We start from the raw sequence: 21,601 nt of genomic DNA on the forward strand, positions 1-21,601 counted from the left end.
GTATCTAAACTCCTTCTCATGACGGAAATGGACCGGGTCTCGCCCTACATGCTGTGGCGCAGCCCCTTCTTCGAGGTGGCGTGGGCCCCCGGATCGCCCTTCCTGCGGACCCCCATCCGGCCGGAGGGTCCCATCCCCGGATGGGTCGGTCGTGATGCCGGCCCCTGGTCGACCTGGGCGCCGCTCGCCCCAGCCGAGCCGCTGCCGCGACAGGGGTGGAAGATCCATGTCTCGGCCCTGCCACGGGATGCCGCCGCCGTCGTCGGGGCCGCCGCCCGGATCTGTCGCGAGCAGGGCGTCGCCCACAAGATGCTCCGCACGCGAGAACTCGTCCTGGCGAGCCAGCTCAAGTACGCCGATCCTGTCCAGTCGGGGAAGGTCTTCACGTGCTACCCGGCCGCTGGGCGACTCGAGGCCCTGGCCCTGCGGCTCGCCGATGAGCTGCCGTGTCTGCCGCACCCACCGGTCCAAGGCGAGCCGCACCTGGCCGGGTCGCCGGTGAGCCTCCGCCACGGGGCGTTCCAGGCCGAATGGCTGCTCGACACCGCCGGTACGCCGCGTCCTGGCGTGAGGGTCGACGGCGCAGTGGTCGAGGACCGGCGCGGCATCGAGCAGCACTCGGCGCCCGGCCTGCCAGCGGCCCTCATGGCCCGCGTGGAGGCCACGAGCCCGGAGGACGAGCATCTGGAGATCTCGCAGGTCCGCCTGCTCCACCGCTCCAACGCAGGGGGCGTCTACTCGGCCCAGTGGCACGGACGACGGGTCGTGCTCAAGGAGGCCCGCGACCACTGCGGCCTCGACCTCGAGGAGCAACCCGCGGGCATCAGACTGCGGCACGAGTGGAAGGCCCTGCGCAGGCTCGCCGGCACCGGCGTCGCACCCGAGCCCCTCGACCATCTCCGGGTCGGCAGCAGTGAGTTCCTGGTCATGGGCCTCGTGCCGGGCGCCTCGCTCGCCACGGTGCTGAAGACGAGGCATCCATCGGCCGTTCCGAATGCCGACCGGACGGGATACCTGGAGTGGCTGGACGGCGTGAGCGGAAGACTGGACGAACTGGTCGCCACGATGAACCGGATGGGGATCGTCCACGGTGACCTCCACCCCGGCAATCTCATGGATGGGCCGGACGGTCTGGTCGCGATCGACTTCGAGTCGTGCACGATTGACGGCGCGGGCCCCTCGGCCGGACTCCACCATCCCCAGTTCTCCCGGGCCCGTGATGCACCTGACGACCATGCGGACGAATCGGCCCGGCGCAGGATCATGGCGGTTCTCGAGGTGCCCGCGCTCATCTCGGCGGACCAGTCCGGACCGGTGCAGGCCGAGATGCTGCGCGTCGGCTCGCAGGAGCTGCGCGGCGATGGCGCGCCACTGCCGACGTCGACGAGGACCGAACCGCTGCGGGTCGAGGAGCTGGTCGAGGGGATCAAGGCTTTCGCCGACCCGTCCCGACCCGAGCGTCTCTTCCCCGGCGATCCCGTCCAGTTCCAACGTCCCGGTGCGGGGCTGGGACTGCTCCACGGCAGCGCCGGCGTGCTGCTCTCGCTTCACCTGCTGGGCGAAACGGTGGACCAACCGCTCCTGGACATCCTGTGCGAGCAGATCCGCGCCCTTCAGGTGCTTCCCCGGGGCGTGGCCGATGGGGCTGAGGGGATGGCCTGGGCCCTGCTCAGGATGGGGCGCCCGGACGAGGCGGAGCAACTCCTCGAACGCTGCATCGCGCGCGGACTGCCCGACGCCGATTGCCCCTGGTGGGCCAACGGGACGGCCGGGATCGCCGCCGTGCTCGACAAGGCGGGCGCGGCCCTCGAACGCGCCGACTTCACCCGCATGGCCGGGCAGCAGCGGCGACTGACGTGCGAGGCTCTTGAGAGCGGGATGCCGGGACGGGCCGGTCTTCTCCACGGCTGGGCGGGGGTGGGTCTGGCTCTGCTCCCATTGAGGAGCGATGGCCCGTCAGTTGGACAGGCGGCGGCTGCGCTCCGACTCGAGAGGGGACGGCTGTCCATGGACGGACGGGTTCTCACTGCGGTCAGCGGCAGCAGACGCATGCCGTACCTCGGTCATGGGGGGCTCGCGGCGGCCCTCCTCGCCCGGATGCTGCCTCCCGGCTCATTTGGCGACGACGATGCCGTGCTCTCTCTCATCGCCGCGGCCGGGGCGAGCTGCCGCAGCCCTCACGTGCTCGAAGCAGGCCTGATACGGGGCCGGGCCGGTCTTCTTATGGCGTTGAGAGCTCTGGCCCCTGGTGACCGGGTGTCGGCAGAACACGCTCGGCGGCTGCGCTGGGGATGCACTCGGGTCACGGACGGAAGCGGGGCGCCCCGCACGGTCGTCCTCGGCCGGGCGGGTGCCCGAGCCGGACTTGACCTCGCCTCAGGAAGCGCTGGCGTGGCGCTGGCACTGGCCCCCGACCCATGGGCCGTGGTGAGCGATGCGTTGGCACTGGCATGACACTCATCATCCCGAGTCGGTGATCATGATGACTGGTTCGGAGCCTTCGCGCCGAAGAGAATGGAATCACAACGGAAACCACTACATGAACGGACAATGCTATGAACCTCACCGATCTTCATGCTCTTGCCACCCAGGAGGACGAGCTGATCGACTCCCCAGTCATCATGAGCTGGTCTGTCTTCTGTCATTGGTGAACCGGAGGTTGTGCAAAACTCAAGCGTCACTGGAAAAATCCTGACCCCGAAGGAATGAGATGAGAGTGGGATGAGATTCTGCATGGCTCCCGAGTCTTTTGAAAATGGCTCCACCGCAGGATACTCCTCTTGCAGACACTCCATCATCTGGTTGCAATCCAGTGACGTCGATGACAGTTTCTGGATGGCAGTGTGGGTGGCGCATGCGGATTTGAAACCTGGAGTTTGAGACGTGTCGAGACAATTCAGATCCTTCCTGGACCTCATCACTCCCCGTCAGGTGCAGCGAACGGCTCTTCTTGTCGTCTTCCTGTGCTACGTGGCCTGCTGTCGCGGCGCCCTCGTCGGGGTGACCTCCTACGAGGTCACCCCGACCGCGGGCAGAGTGGCGACCGTCATCTACCTGGTCGCCGTGACCGGGCTGATGCTGTGCTACCCCGCCATCCAGAAGTCAGTCATCGTCGATCGCGTCGACCGTCCGTGGTCGATCGCGTCGACGGTCTTCATCATCGCGATCCTCATCACGGAGGGCCTCGTCTCGGCCGCCTTCTTCGATGCCGTCGTGGTGGTCGCCCTCCTGCTCCTCGTGTCGTCGCAGCGTCACCGCATGGTGATGATCACGATTGTCATCCTCGTCGAGGTGGCACTGTTGTGCATCCGGCCCTACACGATCGCTGGGAAGCTCGTGCTGGTCTGCCTCAACATCGTTGTCGGCATCGTCCTGTTGACCTTTGCTCTGCTGGCCCGGACCCTCATCCAGTTGGAGGTTTCCAGGGAGCGGTTGGCTCGGCTCAGCGTTGATGAGGAGCGGTCGCGGATCTCTCGTGATCTGCATGACATCATTGGGCGGACTCTGGTGGCGGTGTCGTTGCGTCAGGAGGCTGCTCTCAATCTGTTGGATCGGGATGTCGGGTTGGCGCGGCGGCAGTTGGTGGCGTCGGGGGAGACGGTTCGTGAGGGTCAGGCTCAGTTGCGGGCTCTTACGCATGGGCCGATGGTGGCGGGGGTCGAGGAGGAGCTCGGGTCGGCGCGGGCGTTGTGTGAGCGGATCGGTGTTCGGTTCGAGGCGAGTGCGGTGCCGGTGGGTGGTGCAGATGCCGAGTGCGCTCTGGTGGTTCGTGAGGGGGTCACGAACATGCTCAAGCATGCCGATGCCTCGTCGTGCCGGGTCGAGGTGGGGATCGAGGGCGGTTGTGCTGTCGTGTCGGTGGTCAATGATGGTGTCGTGGATGGTCGGCCGGTGGGTGGGGACGGCAGTGGTGTGGGGCGGATGCGTCAAAGGGTCGTTCTTCTCGGGGGGAGTCTCGAGGCGGGTCCGGTGGAGGGCGGCAGGTTCCGTCTCCGTGCCGTGATCCCCCTTGTCGGAGCAGAATGAGCCGCGGCACAATGCTGCCATGAGCACAGTCACCCCCCACCCGCCCTCCGACGAGAGGAGCAGATTGCGCATCCTCCTCGCCGAGGACGTCGACCTCGTCGCCGAGGCCTTCGAGGCCCTCCTGAGCACCGAGCCGTCCTTCGAGGTGGTGGCCCGCGTCAGCCGCGGCGATCTCGTCCTGCGGGCCGTCGCGGCGCACCGCCCCGACCTCGTCCTCATGGACGTCGACATGCCCGGCGCGACCGGTATCGAGGCCACCGCGCAGCTGCGCGGGAAGGGCTACCGGGGCAGGATCCTCCTCCTCACCGCGCTCCAGGGCAGCGGCCACCTCCACGCCGCGATCCAGGCCGGCGCCAACGGCTATCTGCTCAAGACCACCACCGGCGCGCGCCTCATGAGCTCGATCAGGGCGGTGATGGGCGGCCACACCGCGATCGACCCGGACCTGGCCGCCGAGGCCCTGCGCGTCGGCCCCTGCCCGCTCAGCGAGCGCGAGCTGGAAGTCCTGCGCCTCATCGCGGACGGGTCGTCCACCTCCGAGGCCGCGAAGCAGCTGTGCCTCTCGCAGGGGACGGTGCGCAACTACCTGTCGGCCGTGATGACCAAGCTCGACGCGACGAGCCGTATCCAGGCCATCGAGACGGCCCGCTCCCAGGGCTGGCTGTAGGACGGGCGGAACCGGTGGAACCCCATCGGGGGCTCCCCGACGGCTCGCCGGGTGCGTCGAGTGCGGCACGGACCCCGCGGACGTCTAGGCTGGTTGCGCACCGATCCGCTGCGGGAAGGACGGCCGTGGAAGACATCGTCGTGTTCTCGGGCTCGGCCCATCGCGAGCTCGCCGCGAACATCTGCCAGTGCGCGCGGGTCGACCTCTCACCGGTCGGGATCAGCCGCTTCAGCAACGACTGCCTCCAGGCGCAGCTGCTGGTCAACGTGCGCCAGCGCGACGTCTACATCGTCCAGCCGCTCGTGCCGCCCACCCAGGACCACCTCATGGAGCTGCTGCTCATGGTGCAGGCCGCCAAGTCGGCCTCGGCCGCCCAGGTGACCGCCGTCATCCCGCACTACTCGTACGCCCGCTCCGACAAGAAGGACGCCTCGCGCATCAGCGTCGGCGGCCGTCTCGTCGCCGACCTGCTCGTCACCGCGGGCGTCGACCGCGTGCTCACCATGCAGCTCCACTCCCCGCAGGTGCAGGCCTTCTTCTCGGTGCCCGTCGACCAGCTCACCGCCCTGGGCGTCATCGCCGACCACTACCGCGGCGCCTGCGAGGACGCGGTGGTCGTCAGTCCCGACTTCGGCAACGCCAAGTCCGCCTCGAACTTCGCCCGCCTCCTCGGCCTGCCCGTCGCGGCCGGCTCCAAGCGCCGCCTGGGCGACGACCGGGTCGTCATCGACATGGTCGTCGGCGACGTCGAGGGCCGGCACTGCATCGTCCTCGACGACGAGATCGCCACCGGCGGCTCGATCATCGAACTCACCCGCAAGCTCAAGGAGCAGGGCGCCCGATCGGCCTCTGTCGCCTGCACGCACGGCCTGTTCGCCGGGCGCGCCGCCGAGCGCCTGCGCGCCGAGGAGTTCATCAGCGAGGTCGTCACGACCGACACCGTTCCGGCCCCCGCCGACTGGCCCGGGCTGACGGTGCTGTCCATCGCCCCGATGTTCGCCGAGGCCATCGACCGCATCCACCGGGGCCGGTCCATCTCGAAGATGTTCGACGGCGTCGACCCCGCCTACGCCCCGCCCAAGGACCAGAGCAAGCTGTTCTGACAGGCCTGCCCCGGCCCGCCGGGCGGGGCGCCGGGCGATGGGGTCAGACGCGCCCCGTGCTCTTGGTGAACCTGCGCGCCGCCCAGAGGGCGAATCCGACCAGCCAGCAGGCCGCGTTGACGACCGCCCAGCCGAGCGAGTCGTGGTCGGCGCTGAAGCTGCTGCCACCGGTCAGGCCCCAGCGGGCGATCGTCGCGGCGCCGTACATCGGGGTGAAGCGCCCGATCGTGAGCATCGTGCCCGACAGCGGGATGAACAGATTGCCGAGGAAGGCCAGGGCGGTGATGACCAGGCCCGGCACATGGATGACGACCTCGGCGCGCAGGGCCAGGCCGATCGCCAGGCCGAGGGCCGAGAAGATCGCTGACGACGCCCAGGCGCCCACCAGCCCGCAGGCCCATGCCGCCGCGGTGCCCCGCGCGCCGGTGAGCAGCCCGAGGAGGCCGGCGACGCCGACGGGCAGGATGCTCATGGTCATGGCGCCGGCGATCTTCGTGAGGACGTAGCCGGCGGTGCTGAGCGGGGTCAGCCGCATCGTGCGCATCCAGCCCGACGCCTTCTCCATGGCGATGGAGGCGGCCGCGCTCGTACTGGCCGCGGCCGAGCCGTAGACGGCGATGCCGATCATCATCCACAGTGCGAAGTTGCCGCCGGGCAGGTTCGCGTCGGACGGGCCGGCGCGGAACAGCGCCAGGTAGAGCACCGCCGGCAGCGCCAGGTTGAAGATCAGGTTCGAGCGGCGCATCGGACGGCGGAGCTCGCACCACAGGTAGCTCAGCGGGATGCCGCGCAGCCGGGTGCGCCGGGGCGGCAGCCGCACCGAGTTCGTCGCGGTGGGGCCGGGGGCCGTGGGGGTGTCGGTGAGGATCGTCATGTCAGTTCTCCGTCGTGGTCGAGGTCAGTGCGAGGAAGGCGTCGTCCAGGCTGCGTGGGACGACCCTGATCCCGCGCCCGCCCAGTTCCAGCAGGCGGCGGGTCAGCGCGTCCGAGTCGGGGTTGTGCAGATAAGTGCGCCCGGAGCGCTCCTCGAGCAGCCGCGTGCCGGCCAGGCCGATGCGGTCGAGGGTCCCGGGGGTCAGTTCCGCCGAGACGGTGCAGCCGCCGGCGGTGGTGCGGATGGCGTCGGCCGTGTCGTCGGCGATGACGCGCCCCTCCTTGATGAGGATGACGCGGTCGGCGAACTCGTCCACCTCGTCGAGGTAGTGCGTGGCGAAGAGGATCGTCCGGCCGGCCTGCGCCTCGGCGCGGATCTCGCGCCAGAAGTCGCGCCTGGCCCGGACGTCCATCCCCGCCGTCGGCTCGTCGAGGATGAGCAGGTCCGGGTCGGGCAGCAGGGCCAGGGCGAAGCGCAGCCGCTGCTGCTCGCCGCCGGAGCACTTCGACACCTGGCGGTCGGCGAGGTCGGTGATGCCGGCGCGGCTCATGCACGAGCCGATGCTCGACCCCGGGTGGAGGGCCGCGATGACGCGCATCGTCTGCTGCACGGTGTTCTCGGCCAGCAGGCCGCCGCTCTGGGCGACGGCCGCGGTCCGCCCGCTGCGCGAGGCGTCGAGCGGCGCTCCGTCGAAGACCCTCACCGTTCCCGAATCCGGGTGGGTGAGACCGAGGATCATGTCGATCGTCGTCGACTTCCCCGCGCCGTTGGGGCCGAGCAGGGCCACGACCTCGCCGCTGCGGATCGTGAAGCTCATGCCCCGAACGGCGTCGACCCGTTCGTCCCCCGCGGTGCGGAAGGACTTGCTGATCGAGTCGACCTCGATGGCGGCCTGTCCCGGCACGCTGACTGGTGCGCTCATGATGTCCCCTTCTGGGTCGGTGAGGTGCTGCACGCCCCAGTCAATGACTGAAAACCGCCTCTGACAAGTGGTTCCCAGGATCCGGTGCGCCTCGTCATGCCGGGGCGTGATGAATGTCACGTCGACGCCGGGAGGGGAGGGCTCGGCCGGTGCGCTTCGCCCGTCGGCTCAGGCCCGTGCGCCGGCCCGCTCGTCCGCGGCCCGGGTGCCCCGGTCGAAGGTCGCGCCGCCCAGGGGTCGCGTGGCCGCCAGGAAGCCGAGCCCGGCGAGCAGGGCGCCGGCGCCGAGGGCGGCCATGGCGGGCGGGCTCACCGCATCGGGCGGCAGCACGACGGCCGCGAGGACGGCGCCCAGTACCGTCGAGATGTTGTAGAGCACGTCGTAGAGCGTGAAGACGCGTCCGCGGTGGTCGTCGTCCACGTGGGCCTGCACGACGGTGTCGGTCTGCACCTTGAGCGACTGACCGGCCAGCCCGGTGAGGAAGGAGTTCACGAGCAGGGCCGGTACGGCCATGATGGCGCCGACGGTGGCCTGCGAGAGCCCCATGACGAGCAGCATCGCCCCGATGCAGCGCCGCACGCCGATGCGCTCGGCGACCGGCACCGACACGACCCCGGACAGGACGAAACCGACGCCGCTCACGGCGAACCAGCCGCCCGCGCCGGCCATCGCCGATCCGAGGCGCCCCTCGCCGGCGAAGTGGTGGCGGTGGATCACGACGACGAAGGCCATGAGGAAGCCGTAGCCGATGCGCACGACGGCCTCGGCGAGCAGTGCCAGCCAGGCCGGCGGGCGGTGCGCCAGGTGCCGCATCCCGGTGGCCAGGCCGTGCGCCACGTCGCCCACCGTCACCCGTTCGGCGTCCGTCGCCGGGCCGAGGACCGTGCGCCCGATCCGGCAGGCGGTGCCGGCGGCGCCGACGAACAGCGCCGCCGCGAGGACGAAGATGAGCCCGTTCGCGGCGTCCGTGCCCAGGGGACCGCCCAGCGCCAGGCGGATGGCCCCGGCCGCGGCGCCGCCGACGAGCGCGGCCAGCGGGCCGATCATCGGCATGATCGAGCTCGCCTCCAGGTACTCGGCCTCCTCGACCGTCCCCGCCAGGCCCGCCTGCAGGCCGGCCAGCGTGAACCGGTTGAGGCTCAGCATGACGAGCAGGAGCACGGCCAGGACGACGCTCGCGCCGCCGCCTGTCCGGTGCACGGCGATCATCGCCGCCAGGGCGAGACTGCACACGGCGCGCGTCACGTCGACGAGCACCGAGATGCGCCGGCGCGAGAAGCGGTCGAGCAGCACCGAGACGAAGGGGCCGAGCAGCGAGTAGGGGAGCATCGTGAGGGCGAGCACCCCGGCGACCGCCCAGGCGCTCGTCTGGCTCTGCGGGCTGAACAGCAGGTACGAGGCCATGCCCACCTGCGCGGTGCCGTCGCCGCACTGGCCGCACAGCCGCACGAGGACGAGCCGACGGAAGTCGCGGTGCCTGCTCAGCCTGCTCAGTCTCCGGGTGAATTCCACACGCGCCCCCTCCCGCGGTCACGGGGAGTCTAGACGGTCAGCATGTGCGGGCGGCGGGCGCGAGGGCATGCACCATCCCGCCGCGGAGGCCCGCCGTCGGGGTGGATCATCTCGTCGAACGGGCGTCGGGATCCATCGGGCGCGCACGCACCGGATCCCCCGTGACAGCGCCTCGTCGCGCGTTGGAAGGGGCACCAGGGGGCTGCTGGTCACCCCCAACAGCCCCCTGGGCGTCTGCGGGCCGCGAATGCGGCGGGAATGCCCTGGATCCTGCGGGCCCGCGGTCGACTGCGTCATCGGGCGAGACGGACTGCACGGGCAGGACATCCGATGCGTTCCTCATGATAGACCAGTGGGAACTCCGGGGGGACGAAAACGACCGGAATGTGATCGCGATCGGTCCGCAAGGGTGCGGTCGAGCCTCTGAGAGAGACCATCAATCCTTGTCGAAGAGCACGTGACGCGGTCCGGGCGGCCCTGCGGGGCGGGCAACGGATGGCAGGACGGGGCGCCCGGGGCCGCTCAGGGATGGACGAGACCCGTCTCGTAGGCGATGAGGACGAGCCCGACGCGGTCGCGTGCCTCGAGCTTCGACAGCAGCCGCCCGATGTGGGTCTTCACCGTGCCCTCGGCCATGAACAGGTGCTCGGCGATCTCGGCGTTCGTCGCGCCGCGCGCCACCTCGCCGAGGACCTCGAGCTCGCGCTCGGTGAGCACCGACAGGCGGTCGTCCTCCTCGCCGACGTGGTCGGGCAGGCTGGGGGCGACGTGTTCGAGCAGACGGCGGGTCGCGCTGGGGGCGACGACGGCGTCGCCGGAGGCGACGGTGCGGATGGCCGCCAGCAGCTCCTCGGGCCGGGCGTCCTTGAGCATGAAGCCCGAGGCGCCCGCCTTGAGCGCCGAGAAGACGTACTCGTCGAGGTCGAAGGTGGTCAGCACGAGGACGCGCGTGTCGAGGCCGGACGCGATGATGCGCCGGGTCGCCTCGACGCCGTCCATGACGGGCATCCTGATGTCCATGAGGACGACGTCGGGCCGCAGACGGTCCAGCTGCTCGAGGCTCTCGGCGCCGTCCGCCGCCTCCCCGACGACGCCCATGTCGTCCTGGGCGTCGATGAGCATGCGGAAACCGCTGCGCACCAGCTCTTGGTCGTCGACGAGAAGCACCGTGATCGGCTCGGCCATGATTCCTCCTGCACTCGCGTCCGGCGCCCGCCGGACGTCCCGCGTGGTCGGGTGCCCCCACGGTAACCGCGCCGCCGGGCCCGCCCGACGGCGACCGGCGGTTCGACGTCCGCAGGGCACCGTGGGCGCCGCCCCGACGGCTCTGCCGAGGACGGTCGCCCGTGGTCGCCGGGCGAGCACGACGGCGCCGGCGATCCGCGCGGACGGGGCGGAACGGGAGGGGCCGAGGCCCGAGTCGACGCTGTCCGGCGACTCGTGGGCGGGTCCTCAGCGGCCCGGCTGCTCCAGCGGCAACTCGGCGTGCACGGCGAACCCGCCCTCGGGGCGGGGCCCGGCGTCGGCGGTGCCGCCCATCGCGGTGGCCCGCTCGGCCATGCCGCGCAGCCCGTTGCCGGCCCCGTCGTCCAGCACGGCCGCGCCCGCCCCGTCGTCCACGACGTCGATGACGATGCGCTCGGCCCCGTAGTCGAGGCGCATCCAGCAGTGGGCCTTCGGGCCGGCGTGCTTGAGGAAGTTCGTCATCGCCTCCTGGCAGATGCGGTACGCGGCCAGCCCCAGCGTCGGCGGCACCTGCGGCGGGCTGCCGACGACCTCCAGGTGCACGCGCTCGCCGGCCCGCTCGACCATGGTCGGGATGTCGTCCAGCCCCGGCTGAGGACGGTACTCGGCGGGCCCCTCGCGCAGCACGCCGACGATGCGGCGCATCTCGACGAGCGCGTCCCGGCTCATGTCGGCGATCGTGCCGAGCACGTGGACCGCCGCGTCGGGGTTCTTCGCGGCGAGCGCCTTGCCGCCCTGGGCCTGGACCGTGATGACGCTCAGCGAGTGGGCGACGACGTCGTGCAGTTCGCGGGCGATCTCGTTGCGGACGCGGGCCTCGGTGGTGCGGGCCCGTTCGGCCTGCGCGGTGAGCTCGGCCTCGTACTGCGCCTCGGCCGCCAGCTCGCGTTCGAGCTCGACCCGGTCGCTCTCGCGGACGCGGCGTCCGATGAGGTAGGGGACGAGCACCATCGCCGTGCAGATGAGGAAGAGCAGCGTGAAGACGCTGCTGGGATCCGGACCGGGGATCCACGGCTCGCGCGTGTGCGACCAGCGGTAGGGGCCAACGACCGCGCCGATGAAGCCGGCCAGGACCGCCAGCCGCGAGCCGTGGCCGTCGACCCAGCGGGCGACCGAGTAGGTGATGATCGGCACCGCGATGAGCGAGGGGGTCGGGGCCTCGACGGCCACGCACTGCACGAGGCCCCCGACCGTGGCGATGGCCAGCATGAGCAGGGGCCGGCGGCGGCGCAGGACGATCGGCGTCGTGAGCGGCAGGCCGGTGAGCAGCGTCGTGAGGTAGGAGTCGCGCTGGGGGACGGTGACGTCCCCCCAGAAGCAGGTGAGCGCGGTGAGGCAGGCGGCCAGCGCCCCATCGGCGATGAGCTCCCGGCGCGCGGAGCGGCGGAGTGGGGGGACGAGGCTCATGATCGGAGTCTACGGTCGTCTCCGCGGGCCCGGACCCCGCCGGGGCGTCCGGGCGAGGGGGTCTCGGGGAACCGTTCCCGGGCCGGCCGCGGGGTTCCCGGCCGGGGCCCGTCGCGGGCCGATCGAGGAGTCCGCGTGAGCGAGGGCGCGCGCCCCGGCGCAACGGGCCGGTGCGGGCTCGGGGGACGAGGGTACGACGGTGGTGTCGGTCGCGCGGGCGCGGCGCCCGGGGTTCATGGGCTCGTCGTGCCCCTTCTGGAGGGGTCGGGGTCGCGCGGGCGCGGCGCCCGGAGACGGGTTCGCCGGTCGGGTGCGGCGCCCGGGTCGTCGGGGTGGCCCGGGACTCGGGCCAGCGGGGTCGAGCGTCCAGGACCGCGCTGCGCGCCCGACCGGTGATGGCGGGCGGCATGCGCACGAGGCCCTCGGAGCTCCGAGAGGAACGGGGGTCGCAGGCGGATTCGATCAGGTCGGTGGCGGGCGTGCGCACGAGGTCCTCAGGGCCTGAGGCCGCGACCCGCCTCGGCCCACAGCTCCGCCTCGTACCGCTCGGCGCGGTGGCGGTGCAGATGGGCCAGCCCGAGCAATGCCCCGACGACCGCCGCGAACCATCCGGCTCGTCCTCGTGCCATGACCGAACCTCCTCCGCGCGTCCGGGGAGGGGCGGCGCTCCTGCGCCGGCCCGGCGGGACGCCGACGTGCAGCAATCCTCGCGTTCCGGCCCCCGGCGCGCAAGCCCGGTCTCCGGAGCGCAGGGCCGGGCCATTCCCCCCGCCCCCGGACGGCGTGTTCGCACACCCGACCGGTCCGGAGCGCGGGCCGTGCCGTCCACCGCTTCCGCCGCCGCCCGGCCCCGTCCCGAGGCCGGGCCCTCGGCGTGCCACGATGGGGCCATGAGCACTGTCTTCACGAAGATCATCGAGGGTCGGATCCCCGGGCGCTTCGCCTGGGCGGACGAGACGTGCGTCGTCTTCGCGTCCATCAACCCGATCACCGACGGCCACATGCTCGTCGTGCCGCGCCAGGAGGTCGCCAAGTTCACCAGCGCCGACGACGCGCTGCTGGCCCGCCTCATGTCCGTCGCCAAGATCATCGGCCAGGCGGTCGAGCGGGCCTTCGACTCGCCGCGCGCCGCCCTGCTCGTCGCCGGCTTCGAGATCCCCCACCTCCACCTGCACGTCCTGCCCGCCTGGGGCGAGGCCGAACTGAGCTTCACCAACGCCCGGGCCGAGGTGCCCGGCACCGAGCTGGACGCCGCGACCGAGCGGGTCCGCGCCGCTCTGCACGAGCTCGGGCACGGTGCCGCTGTGCCCGTCGCGCCCGGCTCGCCGGCGCTGGCCTGAACCGTGGCCGGAACCACCGGGGACGGGCCCCTGGCGAGGGTCGTCACCGTCTCCGACCGCTGTGCGCACGGCGAGCGCGAGGATCTGTCCGGTCCGCTCGCTGCTCGTCTGCTCGCCGATGCCGGCATCGCGGCCGGCCCGGTCGTCGTCGTGCCCGACGGCGTCGAATCGGTGAGGGCTGCCATCGCTGCCGCCCTGGCCGACGGCTGCCGCCTCGTCCTCACCACCGGCGGCACCGGCATCGGCCCGCGCGATGTGACGCCCGAGGCCACCGCGCCCCTGCTCGCAGCCCGCCTCGACGGGCTCGCCGATGCGATCCGCCGTCGCGGCGAGGCCTCCGCGCCGACCGCCTGTCTCGGCCGCGGCCTCGTCGGCATCAGTGCGCGCGGTGCCGACGCCGCCCTCGTCGTCAACGCCCCGGGCTCGCCCGGCGGGGTGCGCGACGCCGTCGCCGTCGTCGCGCCGCTGCTCGGGCACGTCCTCGACCAGCTCGACGGCGGCGACCACCCCGCGCCGGCCACAGGCGCGACGAGAGGGCGCCGGCCCTCATGAGCGCGCCCGCACCAGGGCAGGGGGTTCCCGACGGGCCCGCACCGCGCCCGTTCGATCTGAGCGCCCTGGCCGTCGCGCTGGGCCTGAGCGGTCTGGCCGGGGCCTGGGGGAGCGCCGTTCCGCTGCTCGGAGCGCCCGGGTGGTGCGCCGATCTGCTCGCCCTCGCGGCCCTGGCCGCCGTGCTCGTCATCGCCGTGCGCTACGTCCGCGCCCTGGCGTGCGGGGCCAACCGCTTCGGCGACGACCTGGACGGCTTCGCGTTCTCCTACTTCCCGCTGGTGGGGGTGCTGCTCGGCGAGCGCCTGTACATCCGGGCTCCGACCGCGGCGTTCTGGCTCATCATCGCCTGCGCCCTCGTGGTCGGTCTGTTCGGCGCGCGGCTCGTCGCCCGCTGGTGCATCCGGCCGGTGCGGGTCGAGTCCCTGCACACCGGCTACTTCGTCCCGCTCATCGCGGGTGCCTTCGTCACGAGCCCGGCGCTCTCGCTCGTCGGCGCGCGGGGCCCGGCCATGGCCGAGTTCGGCATCGGCATCATGCTGTGGGTGATGATCGGCGCCGTCGTCACGGTGCGACTGTGGACGCGCGAGCCGCTGCCGCCCTCCCAATGGCCGCTGTTGGCCATCCTCGTCGCGCCGCCTGCCACGGCCGGCACCGCGTGGGTGACGATGAACGGCGGACGCGGCGATGCCGTCGTCGAGATCCTCGTCGGCATCACGGCGCTGTTCATCGTCGTCGAGCTCTTCCTGGTGCCCGGTTGCTATCTCAGGGCCCCTGCGACGACGGCCATGTGGTCGTTCACCTTCCCCTCGGCCGCGACGGCGAACTTCCTCGTGCGGTGGTTGGCCACCGCCCCCCTCGGGCCGTGGCGCCCTGCGGCCTGGGCCGTCCTGGCCCTGGCGACGGCCGTCGTCGTCGCCGTCGCGGGCCTCACCGTCCGTGCGCTGCCGGGTGCCCGACCGGTGCCCTGACTCGGCTGGCCCCGACGGACCGGCCCGGCGGTCGGGCGCCCGGGGCGGTCGGCGTCCCTTGATCGCAGCTGGGGCGTCCGCCCGTGCATGGTGCGCGGTCGGGCCCTCTCGGCCGCATCCGGGGACGGGATGCGGGACGAGGTCGGGCTCCGGGCCCGGCTCACCCCCGGCCCGGGCGGGTCCAGTCGCCTGAGCGCCCGCCCGACTTGTGGACGATCATCGCCTCCCGGACGACGGCCGAGCGGTCGACGCCCTTGACCATGTCGACGACGGCCAGGGCGGCCACCGTCGCCGCGGTGAGGGCCTCCATCTCGACGCCGGTGCGATCGGCGGTGCGGACCGTGGCGCGGATCGCCACGTGGTCCTCGGCGAGGGACAGGTCGAGCTCGCAGCCGTGCACGCCGATGCGGTGCGCCAACGGCAGCAGGTCGGGGGTGCGCTTGGCGGCCATGATCCCGGCGACGCGCGCCACGGCCAGCACGTCGCCCTTCGGCACGGTGCCGTCGCGCAGGGCGGACATGACCCGCGGCGAGCAGCCGACCTCGGCGACGGCGGTGGCCTCGCGCACGCTCGGCGCCTTGGCGGTCACGTCGACCATGAAGGCGCCGCCGTCGCCGCGCAGGTGCGGCAGGCGCACCGGATTCTCCGGCGTGTCGGTCATGTCGCTTCCTCTCCGACGCACAGCCGTACACCTTCCGGGAGGCGCATCGGACCGTCCGGCGTGTCGGTCATGTCGATCCTCCGCCGGCCGGGGAGGCTCTCCCGCGTCCGGCGGTCGTGCGGACTGCTCGGCCGGCTCCCTCGGCTCAGCCGGGGCCCGCCGCCGGCCCTGCCGACTCGGCCTCGATGATCCGCCCCGGCCACCGGACCTGGCCGGCGGGTCGCCCGAAGTCCTCGACCCGGAAGGAATTCCTGGTCAGACAGATCATACGGCCGTCGGCCAGATGCAGCCGGCGGAAGCAGTCGGCGCCCAGGACGGCGCGCAGCTGCGGGCCGAGCACCGGCGCCGGGGAGGGGCCGTCGTCATGAGGGCCCACTCCTCGTCGAAGGCGCGGTCGCCGGTCAGCGCATTGCAGGTCACCGGAAGCCCGGCAGACGTCGGCGCCGCAGACGGGCTTGTCGGCAGGCACCGGCAGGGCCATGTCGGCGAAGCACCGGATGCTCTCCCCCTTGCCCCCGCGGACGAGGAATTCGCCGCTGCGGGTGCCGTCGGGGCGCTCCACGACGCGTCGGACCGAGACACGGGCCCTGCGGATCCCGCACGGCTGCTCGAGCCGCGCCGCGTAGAGCGCGTCGTGGTCCGCGTGGCGCAGGCCGGCGGCCCGCGCCGCAGCGGCGTCCTTCGCACGTGCCTGCGACGGCGGGAGAGGATGACCCGGCCCGGAGGGCGGCCATGAGCGAGCGTCCCCGGCACGATCGGGCCCCGCAGCGGGATTGCCGCTGTCCTCCCGGGCGGCCTGCCGGAGCGGATGAGCAGGAGGGTCTCCGCCTCGAACAGGCAGGGGCGAGCAGGCACAGGGCGAGGAGGCCGCGTCGCCCCCACGGGCTGGCGCCTCCACCGGTCATCTCTGCCTTCCGTGTCCGGGGCCGCGGCGTCTTCGAGTCCGCCCGCTTGCCGCCCTCAGCGCGGGTGCGCCGCGATGAACTCCAGTTCCGTTCCGGGCTCCACCCGGCCCGTGCCGACCGGGACGACGGCCAGCCCGTCGGCGCGGGGCAGCGAGGCCACCAGGTGCGACCTCGAGCCGAGCGGGTGCATCGGACGGACGCGCTCGCCCTCGCGCACGACCGGCATGAACTGCACCTTCGCGGCCGGTCCCGACCAGGGCTCGGCCGCCACGACACGACTGGTCCGCGGGGCGGTGCCCGTGGCCCGCCCGGCCAGCACCCGCAGCACCCCGGCGGCGAGGACGTGGAAGCCGACCCACACGCTCACGGGGTTGCCCGGCAGGCACAGCACCGGGGTGGGGCGCCCGCCGACCACGGCGGTGGCCAGGCCCTGCGGCCCGCCCGGCTGCTGGGCGACGCGGTGGAAGCGCGAGGCGGGGCCCGACAGGGCCTGGCGCACGACCTCGTAGGCGCCTGCGGAGATCCCGCCGGCGGTGATGACCAGGTCGAGCGCGGGCCACTGCGCGAGCAGGCCCAGCAGCTTCGCCGGGTCGTCGGGCACGCGCCCGACCTCGACGGGCTCGCAGCCGGCCTCGCGCACGAGGCCGGCCAGCAGATGGGAGTTGGAGTCGGGGATCTGCCCGGGCCCCAGCGGGTCGCCGGCCTCGCGCAGCTCCGAGCCGGTGGCCAGCACGCCGACGCGCGGACGCGGAACCACCTCGAGGGTGGTGTGGCCGACCGAGGCGGCGGCGGCGATCGCCACGGCGTCGAGCGGGATCCCGGCCGTCAGGACGGGATCGCCGGCCTCGACGTCCTCGCCCGCCCGGCGCACGTTCGCGCCCTCCTCGGCCCCGCGGAGGATCGTCACGGCCTCGGGCGCCCGGTCGGTGCCCGGACGGTGGTCCGTCTCCTCGACGCGGATCACCGTGTCGGCCCCGGCGGGCATCATCGCGCCGGTCATGATGCGTTCGGCGGTGCCGGGACGCAGCGGCGTCGCCGCGGGGTCGCCGGCGGGGACGTCGGCGATGACGGGGAGCCTCACGGGATGCTCGGGGGAGGCCCCGGCGACGTCGACGCGGCGCACGGCGAAACCGTCCATCGCCGAGTTCGTGAACGGGGGCACCGGGATGCGGGCGGGCGCATCGGAGGCCAGCGTCAGGCCCAGGCACTCGTCCAGCGGTTTCGTGGCCGTGCCCCGGGCGGGGATCCGCGCCTCGACGAGGGCCCGGTACTCGTCGAGGCCCAACGGCTCGTCACCCATGTCATCCACCTTCCCGGGCCGCCCACGACAGTCGGCCGGCCCTGCCCGTCAGCGCGCGAAGCGCAGCGTCTCGTAGCGGTTCCGCGCGGCGTCGCCGACGAGGACCCGCCCGATGAGCGGGTCGCCGGCGCCCGTGATGAGTTTGACGGCCTCGGTGGCCATGGCCGTGCCGGCCTGTCCGACGACCGTCCCGAGGACGCCCGCCCGGGCGCTCGTCGGCGTCGAGCCGGGCTCGGGCACCCGCGGGTGCAGGGTCCGCAGGCTCGTCGCCGGGAGCCCGGTCGGCGGGCGCGACCAGAACACCGACAGCTGGAAGCCCATCCCCACGACGGTACCCCAGACGAGGGGCGCGCCGGCCTCGGCCGCCCAGTCGGCCACGAGGTACTTGGCGGTGAAGCTGTCGGTGCAGTCCATGACGACGTCCCACTCGGCGCCGTGCTTGTCGAGGAAACCCCTCGTCGCGTGCGGGTACTGCTCGACGCGCACGGCCGAGTTGAGCCCGCCCAGGTGGGCGGCCGCGCTGGCCGGCTTGGGCGTGCCGACGTCCGCCTCGCCGTGCAGCAGTTGGCGCTGGAGATTCGAGAGCTCGACCACGTCGGAGTCGCACACGCCCAACGTCCCGACCCCCGCCGCGGCGAGGTAGAGCAGCACCGGGGAGCCCAACCCGCCGGCCCCGATGACGAGCACCCGCGCGGCGGCGAGCCGGGCCTGACCCCGTTCGCCGATCCCCGTGACGAGCCGGGTGCGGCGGTGGCGGGCGGCCGTCGCGTCGTCGAGGGGCCCGACCCGGTTGCGCAGCGGCACGCGCACCCCCGTCCGGCTCCCGGCCGGCGCACGGTCCCCGCCGGCGCTCACGCGATGCCCGACCAGACGTGGGAGCCGTCGGGGAGCCACTGGCACTTCCACGCCGGCAGCTCGGCCTTGACGAGGTCGACGAGATCGGAGACGGCCGTGAGGGCCTGGCCCCGGTGCTCGGCGGCCGCGGCCACGACCATCGCGACGTCGCCGACGACGAGACCGCCGGTGCGGTGCCAGGCGCCGACGGCGTGGACGCCCTCGCGGGCGGCGATGCGCCGGCAGATGCCGTCGAGGACCCGCCCGGCGGCCGGGTGCGCCGAGTAGTCGATGGCGGTCACCGGCATGCCGGCGTCGTGGTCGCGCACGACGCCGACGAAGCAGGCCACCGCGCCGGCGCGGTCGTCGCCGATCCGCGCGCACAGCGCCGCCGGGTCGAGCGCCTCGGCGGTGATGCCGGAGAGAACAGCGTTCATGTCATGCCTTCGGGCGCCCGGGCGTCAGGACCCGGACGGTGGAGCGGATGGTGGACGGTGCGGTCGGGCCCGGGCTCAGCCGCCGGCGAAGGGCGGCAGGACGTCGACGAGCGCGTCATCGCCCAGGGGCGTGTCGGCCGCGGCCGAGGCCTCGTCGACGAGGAAGCTGCACACGGGCAGGACGCGTTCGAGGTCGGGGTGGGCGTCGGCCAGCGCCGCGGTCAGCTCGTCGAGGCGCCCCGCCGGGGCGCACTGCTCCGACTCGACGCCCGCGGCCTCCGCCGCGCCGCCGAAGTACCGTACGGTGATCATGGATCCCCCTTGTCGTGCCCCGGTCGGGCGGGACCTTCAGGATGCCGCGGCGCGCACCGGCGCCTCGGCGTCGCCGCCGGAGGCCGGCCCCCCGTCGGCGAGCCGGTCCTTCGGGGTGAGGATGATCTCGCAGCGCAGCGGGTGGTTGACGTCGACCATGACCTGGGCGTCGGCCATGCTGCCCGCGGTGCGCTCGATGACCCGCTCGAGCAGGCCGTCGCGCATCTCGAGGGCCAGCGAGTCCGGGCACGACTCGTCGGTGCAGCCGAACGGGCAGCCGTGCAGCACCAGTCCGGTGTCGATGCGCGGATGCGGCTGCGCCGCGAAGCCGAGCGAGGTGAGGAACAGGCGCATCTTGTTGAGGTGCCCCGCCATCGTGAAGCCCCCGGTCGGTTTGAGCCGCGTGTGGTCGGGCACGTGCATCATGGCCAGCGCGTCGTCGGCCCAGTAGCGGCCCATCTCGTGGGCCGCCTGGCGCGGGTCGGCCACGTGGGCGGTGAGCCAGGCGAACATCGCATGGCTCACCTGGGCGAGCGTGCACGCCGGGAACGCCGGGTCGGTCGGCGTCCAGCTCTGATAGCCCAGGGCGGGGCGGCCGCGGCCCCTGATCGGCATCTGCTCGCAGGTGACCAGGCCGAGGTTGACGAGCGCGTCGAGGGTCTCGCGCACCGAGTTCGGGTGCAGGCCCGACTCGGCGGCCAGCTCGGCGACGGTGACGGACCCGGCGTGCGCGGAGATGCGGCGCAGCAGGGCCTGCTGCGCGGAGGTGAGCCGGGCCATCCTCCTGAGCGTCTCGCTCAGATCGGGCGTGCTCGCGTCGTACTGGTGGTCCCGGTGGCTGCAGGCGCAGTCGAGGGGAGCCCGGTGGTCGGTAGGCATGGATGAGGCCCTTCGTTCGCTGTCCACTGCTCCGATTCTAGGGCGCGGCGTCCGGGGAGGGTCGCGGTCGGGATCCGTCACGCGAGCGCCGTCCGGTCGCTCGCGGTGCGGGCGGCGGACCGGCGGCCCCGCCGGCCGGGGCTCTCGAAGGGGCGGTCCCAGCCGCGGGCCGCGGGCGCCGAGGCGACGGGGCCCTCCCGCCTGGAGCGGTAGACGACGTTCGGGCGCGTCACGTAGCCGACCGGCGCCGAGACGACGTGGACGAGCCTGGTGAACGGCCAGATGCACAGCAGGAGCATGCCGGCGAGGATGTGCAGCTTGAAGACCATCGGGACGTCGGCCATGAGCTCCGGCCGCGGGTGCAGCATCGGGATGGAGCGGAACCAGACCGAGATCGTCTCGCGGTAGTTGTAGCCGCCGGCGGGGCCGACGAGCTGGGTGCTGACGGTGGCCGCCGCGCCGAGCGCGATGGGGATCGTCAGCAGCGCGTAGGTGAGGATGTCGCCCCTCGAGGTGTTCAGACGCACCGACCTGACGACGATGCGGCGGTACAGCAGGCCGACCAGGCCCACGACGGCGGCTGCGCCTGCGATCGAGCCGGGGATCGTCGCGACGAGGTGGTAGACGTGGTGCGGGATCCCCATCGCGTCGGTGGCGCTCTGCGGGACCACGAGGCCCAGGACGTGCCCGAGGGCGACGAGGAGGATGCCCAGGTGGAACAGCGGGGAGCTCCAGCGCAGGATCGCGCTCTCGCGCCACTGGCTCGACCTGCTCGTCCACCCGAACTGGTCGGTGCGGAAGCGCCAGACGAGCCCCCCGATGAGCAGGACGATCGACAGGTACGGCAGGACGACCCAGGCCAGGACCGTGGCGGCGGACATGATGGTCACCCCTCCTTCGGGGAGTTCGGTTCGGTTGGGGGCCCGTCGACGGCCGACGCGCGGCCGCCGACCGGGGCGCCCGGGCGCCCCGCGCCCAGACCCACCAGCTCGGTCGGCGGGCCCTGGCTGATGAGTTTCTGGTAAGCGGCGATGGTTCGCTCGTCGGGCTCCGGCAGGGTCGCCACGAGCGCCTCGACGAGCTCGGCGTAGGGCGAGCCGGCGTCCACGAGGGCGGCCCGGATGACCTCCAGCCCCTCGCGGTGGGTCTCGAGCAGCTCCTCGCCCATGCCCTGCTCGTCGTCGAGGGCGGCGAACTCGAGGACGACCGGCAGGTAGTCGGCCAGCTCCTCGCGGGCCTGCTCGAAGCCGGCGGCCCGCATGATCTCGCGGAAGGCCACGATGGCCTGCCCGCGGCCGCGGGTGTCGCCCTGCTCGTAGTAGCTCAGGTACAGCGCGCAGCGGCGCCGCTGGTCGAAGGTCTCGACGTAGTGCTCGCGCAGTCCGCGCAGTCCGAGGGCCTCGGCACGGGCGCAGAAGGCCTCCAGGTGCTCGGCGACCGGTGCGGGCAGGGTCGCCAGCTCGGCCCGCACGGCCGTGCACTGCTCGGCCAGCTCGTCGGCCGGGTAGTCCAGCAGCAGCGAGCAGGCCATCTCGACGGTCCGCCGCTGGGCGCGGTCGGTGGGCACGTGCCGCCTGACGGGCAGGCGAGGTGCGCCCATGAAGACATCGGTCACCGGATGGCCCTCCTCGTGCCGCAGCAGGCCCGTCCGCTGCGG

The 21,601-nt window shown here is 72.9% G+C and carries 23 protein-coding genes; 7 read left to right on the forward strand and 16 right to left on the reverse strand.

Features of this window, described 5'->3' with window-relative positions; all coding sequences use genetic code 11:
• Positions 1 to 18 precede the first annotated feature (18 nt).
• The gene (locus EGX94_RS06870) at positions 19 to 2,454 is read left to right on the forward strand and encodes a class III lanthionine synthetase LanKC N-terminal domain-containing protein (protein ID WP_043120164.1); all 2,436 of its coding nucleotides are present in this window, start codon (positions 19 to 21) and stop codon (positions 2,452 to 2,454) included.
• A gap of 23 nt (positions 2,455 to 2,477) precedes the next feature.
• On the opposite strand, the gene EGX94_RS13215 is transcribed toward EGX94_RS06870, so the two are convergent.
• Positions 2,478 to 2,735 carry a hypothetical protein gene (locus EGX94_RS13215; protein ID WP_148083275.1) on the reverse strand — a complete coding sequence of 86 codons (258 nt, stop codon included), beginning with the start codon at positions 2,733 to 2,735 and terminating at the stop codon, positions 2,478 to 2,480.
• Positions 2,736 to 2,883: 148 nt separating this feature from the next.
• On the opposite strand from EGX94_RS13215, the gene EGX94_RS06875 reads away from it, so the two are divergent.
• The 3 genes from EGX94_RS06875 (at position 2,884) to EGX94_RS06885 (ending at position 5,796) form a co-directional block, all read left to right on the forward strand.
• A complete protein-coding gene (locus tag EGX94_RS06875; RefSeq protein ID WP_051383705.1) occupies positions 2,884 to 4,026 on the forward strand; it encodes a sensor histidine kinase in 1,143 nt (380 codons plus the stop codon).
• Positions 4,027 to 4,045: 19 nt separating this feature from the next.
• Positions 4,046 to 4,693, forward strand: coding sequence for a response regulator (locus EGX94_RS06880; protein WP_051383704.1), 648 nt, complete (start codon positions 4,046 to 4,048; stop codon positions 4,691 to 4,693).
• A gap of 125 nt (positions 4,694 to 4,818) precedes the next feature.
• Complete coding sequence (locus tag EGX94_RS06885; RefSeq protein WP_021796401.1) at positions 4,819 to 5,796, forward strand: ribose-phosphate diphosphokinase; 978 nt, start codon at positions 4,819 to 4,821, stop codon at positions 5,794 to 5,796.
• A gap of 43 nt (positions 5,797 to 5,839) precedes the next feature.
• On the opposite strand, the gene EGX94_RS06890 is transcribed toward EGX94_RS06885, so the two are convergent.
• From EGX94_RS06890 to EGX94_RS14070, 6 genes are all read right to left on the reverse strand, one after another.
• The gene (locus EGX94_RS06890) at positions 5,840 to 6,670 is read right to left on the reverse strand and encodes an ABC transporter permease (protein WP_021796395.1); all 831 of its coding nucleotides are present in this window, start codon (positions 6,668 to 6,670) and stop codon (positions 5,840 to 5,842) included.
• A gap of 1 nt (position 6,671) precedes the next feature.
• Positions 6,672 to 7,592 carry an ABC transporter ATP-binding protein gene (locus EGX94_RS06895; RefSeq protein ID WP_051245449.1) on the reverse strand — a complete coding sequence of 307 codons (921 nt, stop codon included), beginning with the start codon at positions 7,590 to 7,592 and terminating at the stop codon, positions 6,672 to 6,674.
• Positions 7,593 to 7,760: 168 nt separating this feature from the next.
• Positions 7,761 to 9,104: an MFS transporter gene (locus EGX94_RS06900; protein WP_021796398.1), complete on the reverse strand. Its 1,344-nt coding sequence runs from the start codon at positions 9,102 to 9,104 to the stop codon at positions 7,761 to 7,763.
• Positions 9,105 to 9,626: 522 nt separating this feature from the next.
• On the reverse strand, positions 9,627 to 10,289 hold the full coding sequence (locus EGX94_RS06905; protein WP_021796393.1) for a response regulator: 663 nt from the start codon (positions 10,287 to 10,289) through the stop codon (positions 9,627 to 9,629).
• Positions 10,290 to 10,556: 267 nt separating this feature from the next.
• Entirely contained in the window at positions 10,557 to 11,756 is a 1,200-nt protein-coding gene (locus EGX94_RS06910; protein WP_051245436.1) for a sensor histidine kinase, read from the reverse strand.
• A 494-nt stretch (positions 11,757 to 12,250) separates the two neighbouring features.
• A complete protein-coding gene (locus EGX94_RS14070) occupies positions 12,251 to 12,385 on the reverse strand; it encodes a hypothetical protein (protein ID WP_264291245.1) in 135 nt (44 codons plus the stop codon).
• 261 nt (positions 12,386 to 12,646) lie between these two features.
• Here EGX94_RS14070 and EGX94_RS06915 point away from each other — a divergent pair, with 261 nt between their 5' ends.
• From EGX94_RS06915 to EGX94_RS06925, 3 genes are read left to right on the forward strand one after another with little or no spacing between them, the layout of a single operon-like run.
• Positions 12,647 to 13,096 (forward strand): HIT family protein, encoded by a 450-nt coding sequence (locus tag EGX94_RS06915; RefSeq protein ID WP_021797930.1) that lies wholly within the window; start codon positions 12,647 to 12,649, stop codon positions 13,094 to 13,096.
• A 3-nt stretch (positions 13,097 to 13,099) separates the two neighbouring features.
• On the forward strand, positions 13,100 to 13,648 hold the full coding sequence (locus tag EGX94_RS06920) for a MogA/MoaB family molybdenum cofactor biosynthesis protein (protein WP_021797938.1): 549 nt from the start codon (positions 13,100 to 13,102) through the stop codon (positions 13,646 to 13,648).
• Complete coding sequence (locus EGX94_RS06925) at positions 13,645 to 14,616, forward strand: SLAC1 family transporter (protein ID WP_021797933.1); 972 nt, start codon at positions 13,645 to 13,647, stop codon at positions 14,614 to 14,616. The genes EGX94_RS06920 and EGX94_RS06925 overlap by 4 nt, the downstream gene beginning before the upstream one ends.
• Before the next feature lie 160 nt (positions 14,617 to 14,776).
• On the opposite strand, the gene moaC is transcribed toward EGX94_RS06925, so the two are convergent.
• The 9 genes from moaC to narJ all read right to left on the reverse strand — a co-directional run bounded on the left by moaC (position 14,777) and on the right by narJ (position 21,475).
• Positions 14,777 to 15,214, reverse strand: coding sequence for a cyclic pyranopterin monophosphate synthase MoaC (gene moaC / locus EGX94_RS06930; protein ID WP_231386103.1), 438 nt, complete (start codon positions 15,212 to 15,214; stop codon positions 14,777 to 14,779).
• A 208-nt stretch (positions 15,215 to 15,422) separates the two neighbouring features.
• A complete protein-coding gene (locus EGX94_RS06935) occupies positions 15,423 to 15,653 on the reverse strand; it encodes a hypothetical protein (protein WP_123826095.1) in 231 nt (76 codons plus the stop codon).
• 584 nt (positions 15,654 to 16,237) lie between these two features.
• The gene (locus EGX94_RS06940; RefSeq protein WP_021797935.1) at positions 16,238 to 17,482 is read right to left on the reverse strand and encodes a molybdopterin molybdotransferase MoeA; all 1,245 of its coding nucleotides are present in this window, start codon (positions 17,480 to 17,482) and stop codon (positions 16,238 to 16,240) included.
• Between the two features lie 48 nt (positions 17,483 to 17,530).
• On the reverse strand, positions 17,531 to 18,286 hold the full coding sequence (locus tag EGX94_RS06945) for a HesA/MoeB/ThiF family protein (protein WP_226906014.1): 756 nt from the start codon (positions 18,284 to 18,286) through the stop codon (positions 17,531 to 17,533).
• 47 nt (positions 18,287 to 18,333) lie between these two features.
• Positions 18,334 to 18,753 (reverse strand): molybdenum cofactor biosynthesis protein MoaE, encoded by a 420-nt coding sequence (locus tag EGX94_RS06950; RefSeq protein ID WP_021797931.1) that lies wholly within the window; start codon positions 18,751 to 18,753, stop codon positions 18,334 to 18,336.
• 75 nt (positions 18,754 to 18,828) lie between these two features.
• Entirely contained in the window at positions 18,829 to 19,065 is a 237-nt protein-coding gene (locus tag EGX94_RS13815; protein WP_021797934.1) for a MoaD/ThiS family protein, read from the reverse strand.
• A gap of 36 nt (positions 19,066 to 19,101) precedes the next feature.
• On the reverse strand, positions 19,102 to 19,944 hold the full coding sequence (locus EGX94_RS06955) for a helix-turn-helix transcriptional regulator (RefSeq protein ID WP_021797936.1): 843 nt from the start codon (positions 19,942 to 19,944) through the stop codon (positions 19,102 to 19,104).
• Between the two features lie 77 nt (positions 19,945 to 20,021).
• Positions 20,022 to 20,825: a respiratory nitrate reductase subunit gamma gene (narI, locus tag EGX94_RS06960; protein WP_043150376.1), complete on the reverse strand. Its 804-nt coding sequence runs from the start codon at positions 20,823 to 20,825 to the stop codon at positions 20,022 to 20,024.
• Positions 20,826 to 20,830: 5 nt separating this feature from the next.
• Positions 20,831 to 21,475, reverse strand: a complete 645-nt coding sequence (narJ, locus tag EGX94_RS06965) for a nitrate reductase molybdenum cofactor assembly chaperone (protein ID WP_196807793.1) — start codon at positions 21,473 to 21,475, stop codon at positions 20,831 to 20,833.
• Positions 21,476 to 21,601: the final 126 nt, after the last annotated feature.

This window comes from Propionibacterium acidifaciens, from assembly GCF_003798325.1.
Classification (GTDB): Bacteria; Actinomycetota; Actinomycetes; order Propionibacteriales; family Propionibacteriaceae; genus Propionibacterium; species Propionibacterium acidifaciens.

Coding starts and splice junctions, on each gene's coding strand:
- EGX94_RS06870 (WP_043120164.1), top strand. CDS start 19: ATGACGGAAATGGACCGGGTCTCGCCCTACATGCTGTGGCGCAGCCCC.
- EGX94_RS13215 (WP_148083275.1), bottom strand. CDS start 2,735: ATGCAGAATCTCATCCCACTCTCATCTCATTCCTTCGGGGTCAGGATT.
- EGX94_RS06880 (WP_051383704.1), top strand. CDS start 4,046: ATGAGCACAGTCACCCCCCACCCGCCCTCCGACGAGAGGAGCAGATTG.
- EGX94_RS06890 (WP_021796395.1), bottom strand. CDS start 6,670: ATGACGATCCTCACCGACACCCCCACGGCCCCCGGCCCCACCGCGACG.
- EGX94_RS06895 (WP_051245449.1), bottom strand. CDS start 7,592: ATGAGCGCACCAGTCAGCGTGCCGGGACAGGCCGCCATCGAGGTCGAC.
- EGX94_RS06905 (WP_021796393.1), bottom strand. CDS start 10,289: ATGGCCGAGCCGATCACGGTGCTTCTCGTCGACGACCAAGAGCTGGTG.
- EGX94_RS06910 (WP_051245436.1), bottom strand. CDS start 11,756: ATGAGCCTCGTCCCCCCACTCCGCCGCTCCGCGCGCCGGGAGCTCATC.
- EGX94_RS14070 (WP_264291245.1), bottom strand. CDS start 12,385: ATGGCACGAGGACGAGCCGGATGGTTCGCGGCGGTCGTCGGGGCATTG.
- EGX94_RS06915 (WP_021797930.1), top strand. CDS start 12,647: ATGAGCACTGTCTTCACGAAGATCATCGAGGGTCGGATCCCCGGGCGC.
- EGX94_RS06925 (WP_021797933.1), top strand. CDS start 13,645: ATGAGCGCGCCCGCACCAGGGCAGGGGGTTCCCGACGGGCCCGCACCG.
- moaC (WP_231386103.1), bottom strand. CDS start 15,214: ATGGTCGACGTGACCGCCAAGGCGCCGAGCGTGCGCGAGGCCACCGCC.
- EGX94_RS06940 (WP_021797935.1), bottom strand. CDS start 17,482: ATGGGTGACGAGCCGTTGGGCCTCGACGAGTACCGGGCCCTCGTCGAG.
- EGX94_RS06950 (WP_021797931.1), bottom strand. CDS start 18,753: ATGAACGCTGTTCTCTCCGGCATCACCGCCGAGGCGCTCGACCCGGCG.
- EGX94_RS13815 (WP_021797934.1), bottom strand. CDS start 19,065: ATGATCACCGTACGGTACTTCGGCGGCGCGGCGGAGGCCGCGGGCGTC.
- EGX94_RS06955 (WP_021797936.1), bottom strand. CDS start 19,944: ATGCCTACCGACCACCGGGCTCCCCTCGACTGCGCCTGCAGCCACCGG.
- narI (WP_043150376.1), bottom strand. CDS start 20,825: ATGTCCGCCGCCACGGTCCTGGCCTGGGTCGTCCTGCCGTACCTGTCG.
- narJ (WP_196807793.1), bottom strand. CDS start 21,475: ATGGCCTGCTCGCTGCTGCTGGACTACCCGGCCGACGAGCTGGCCGAG.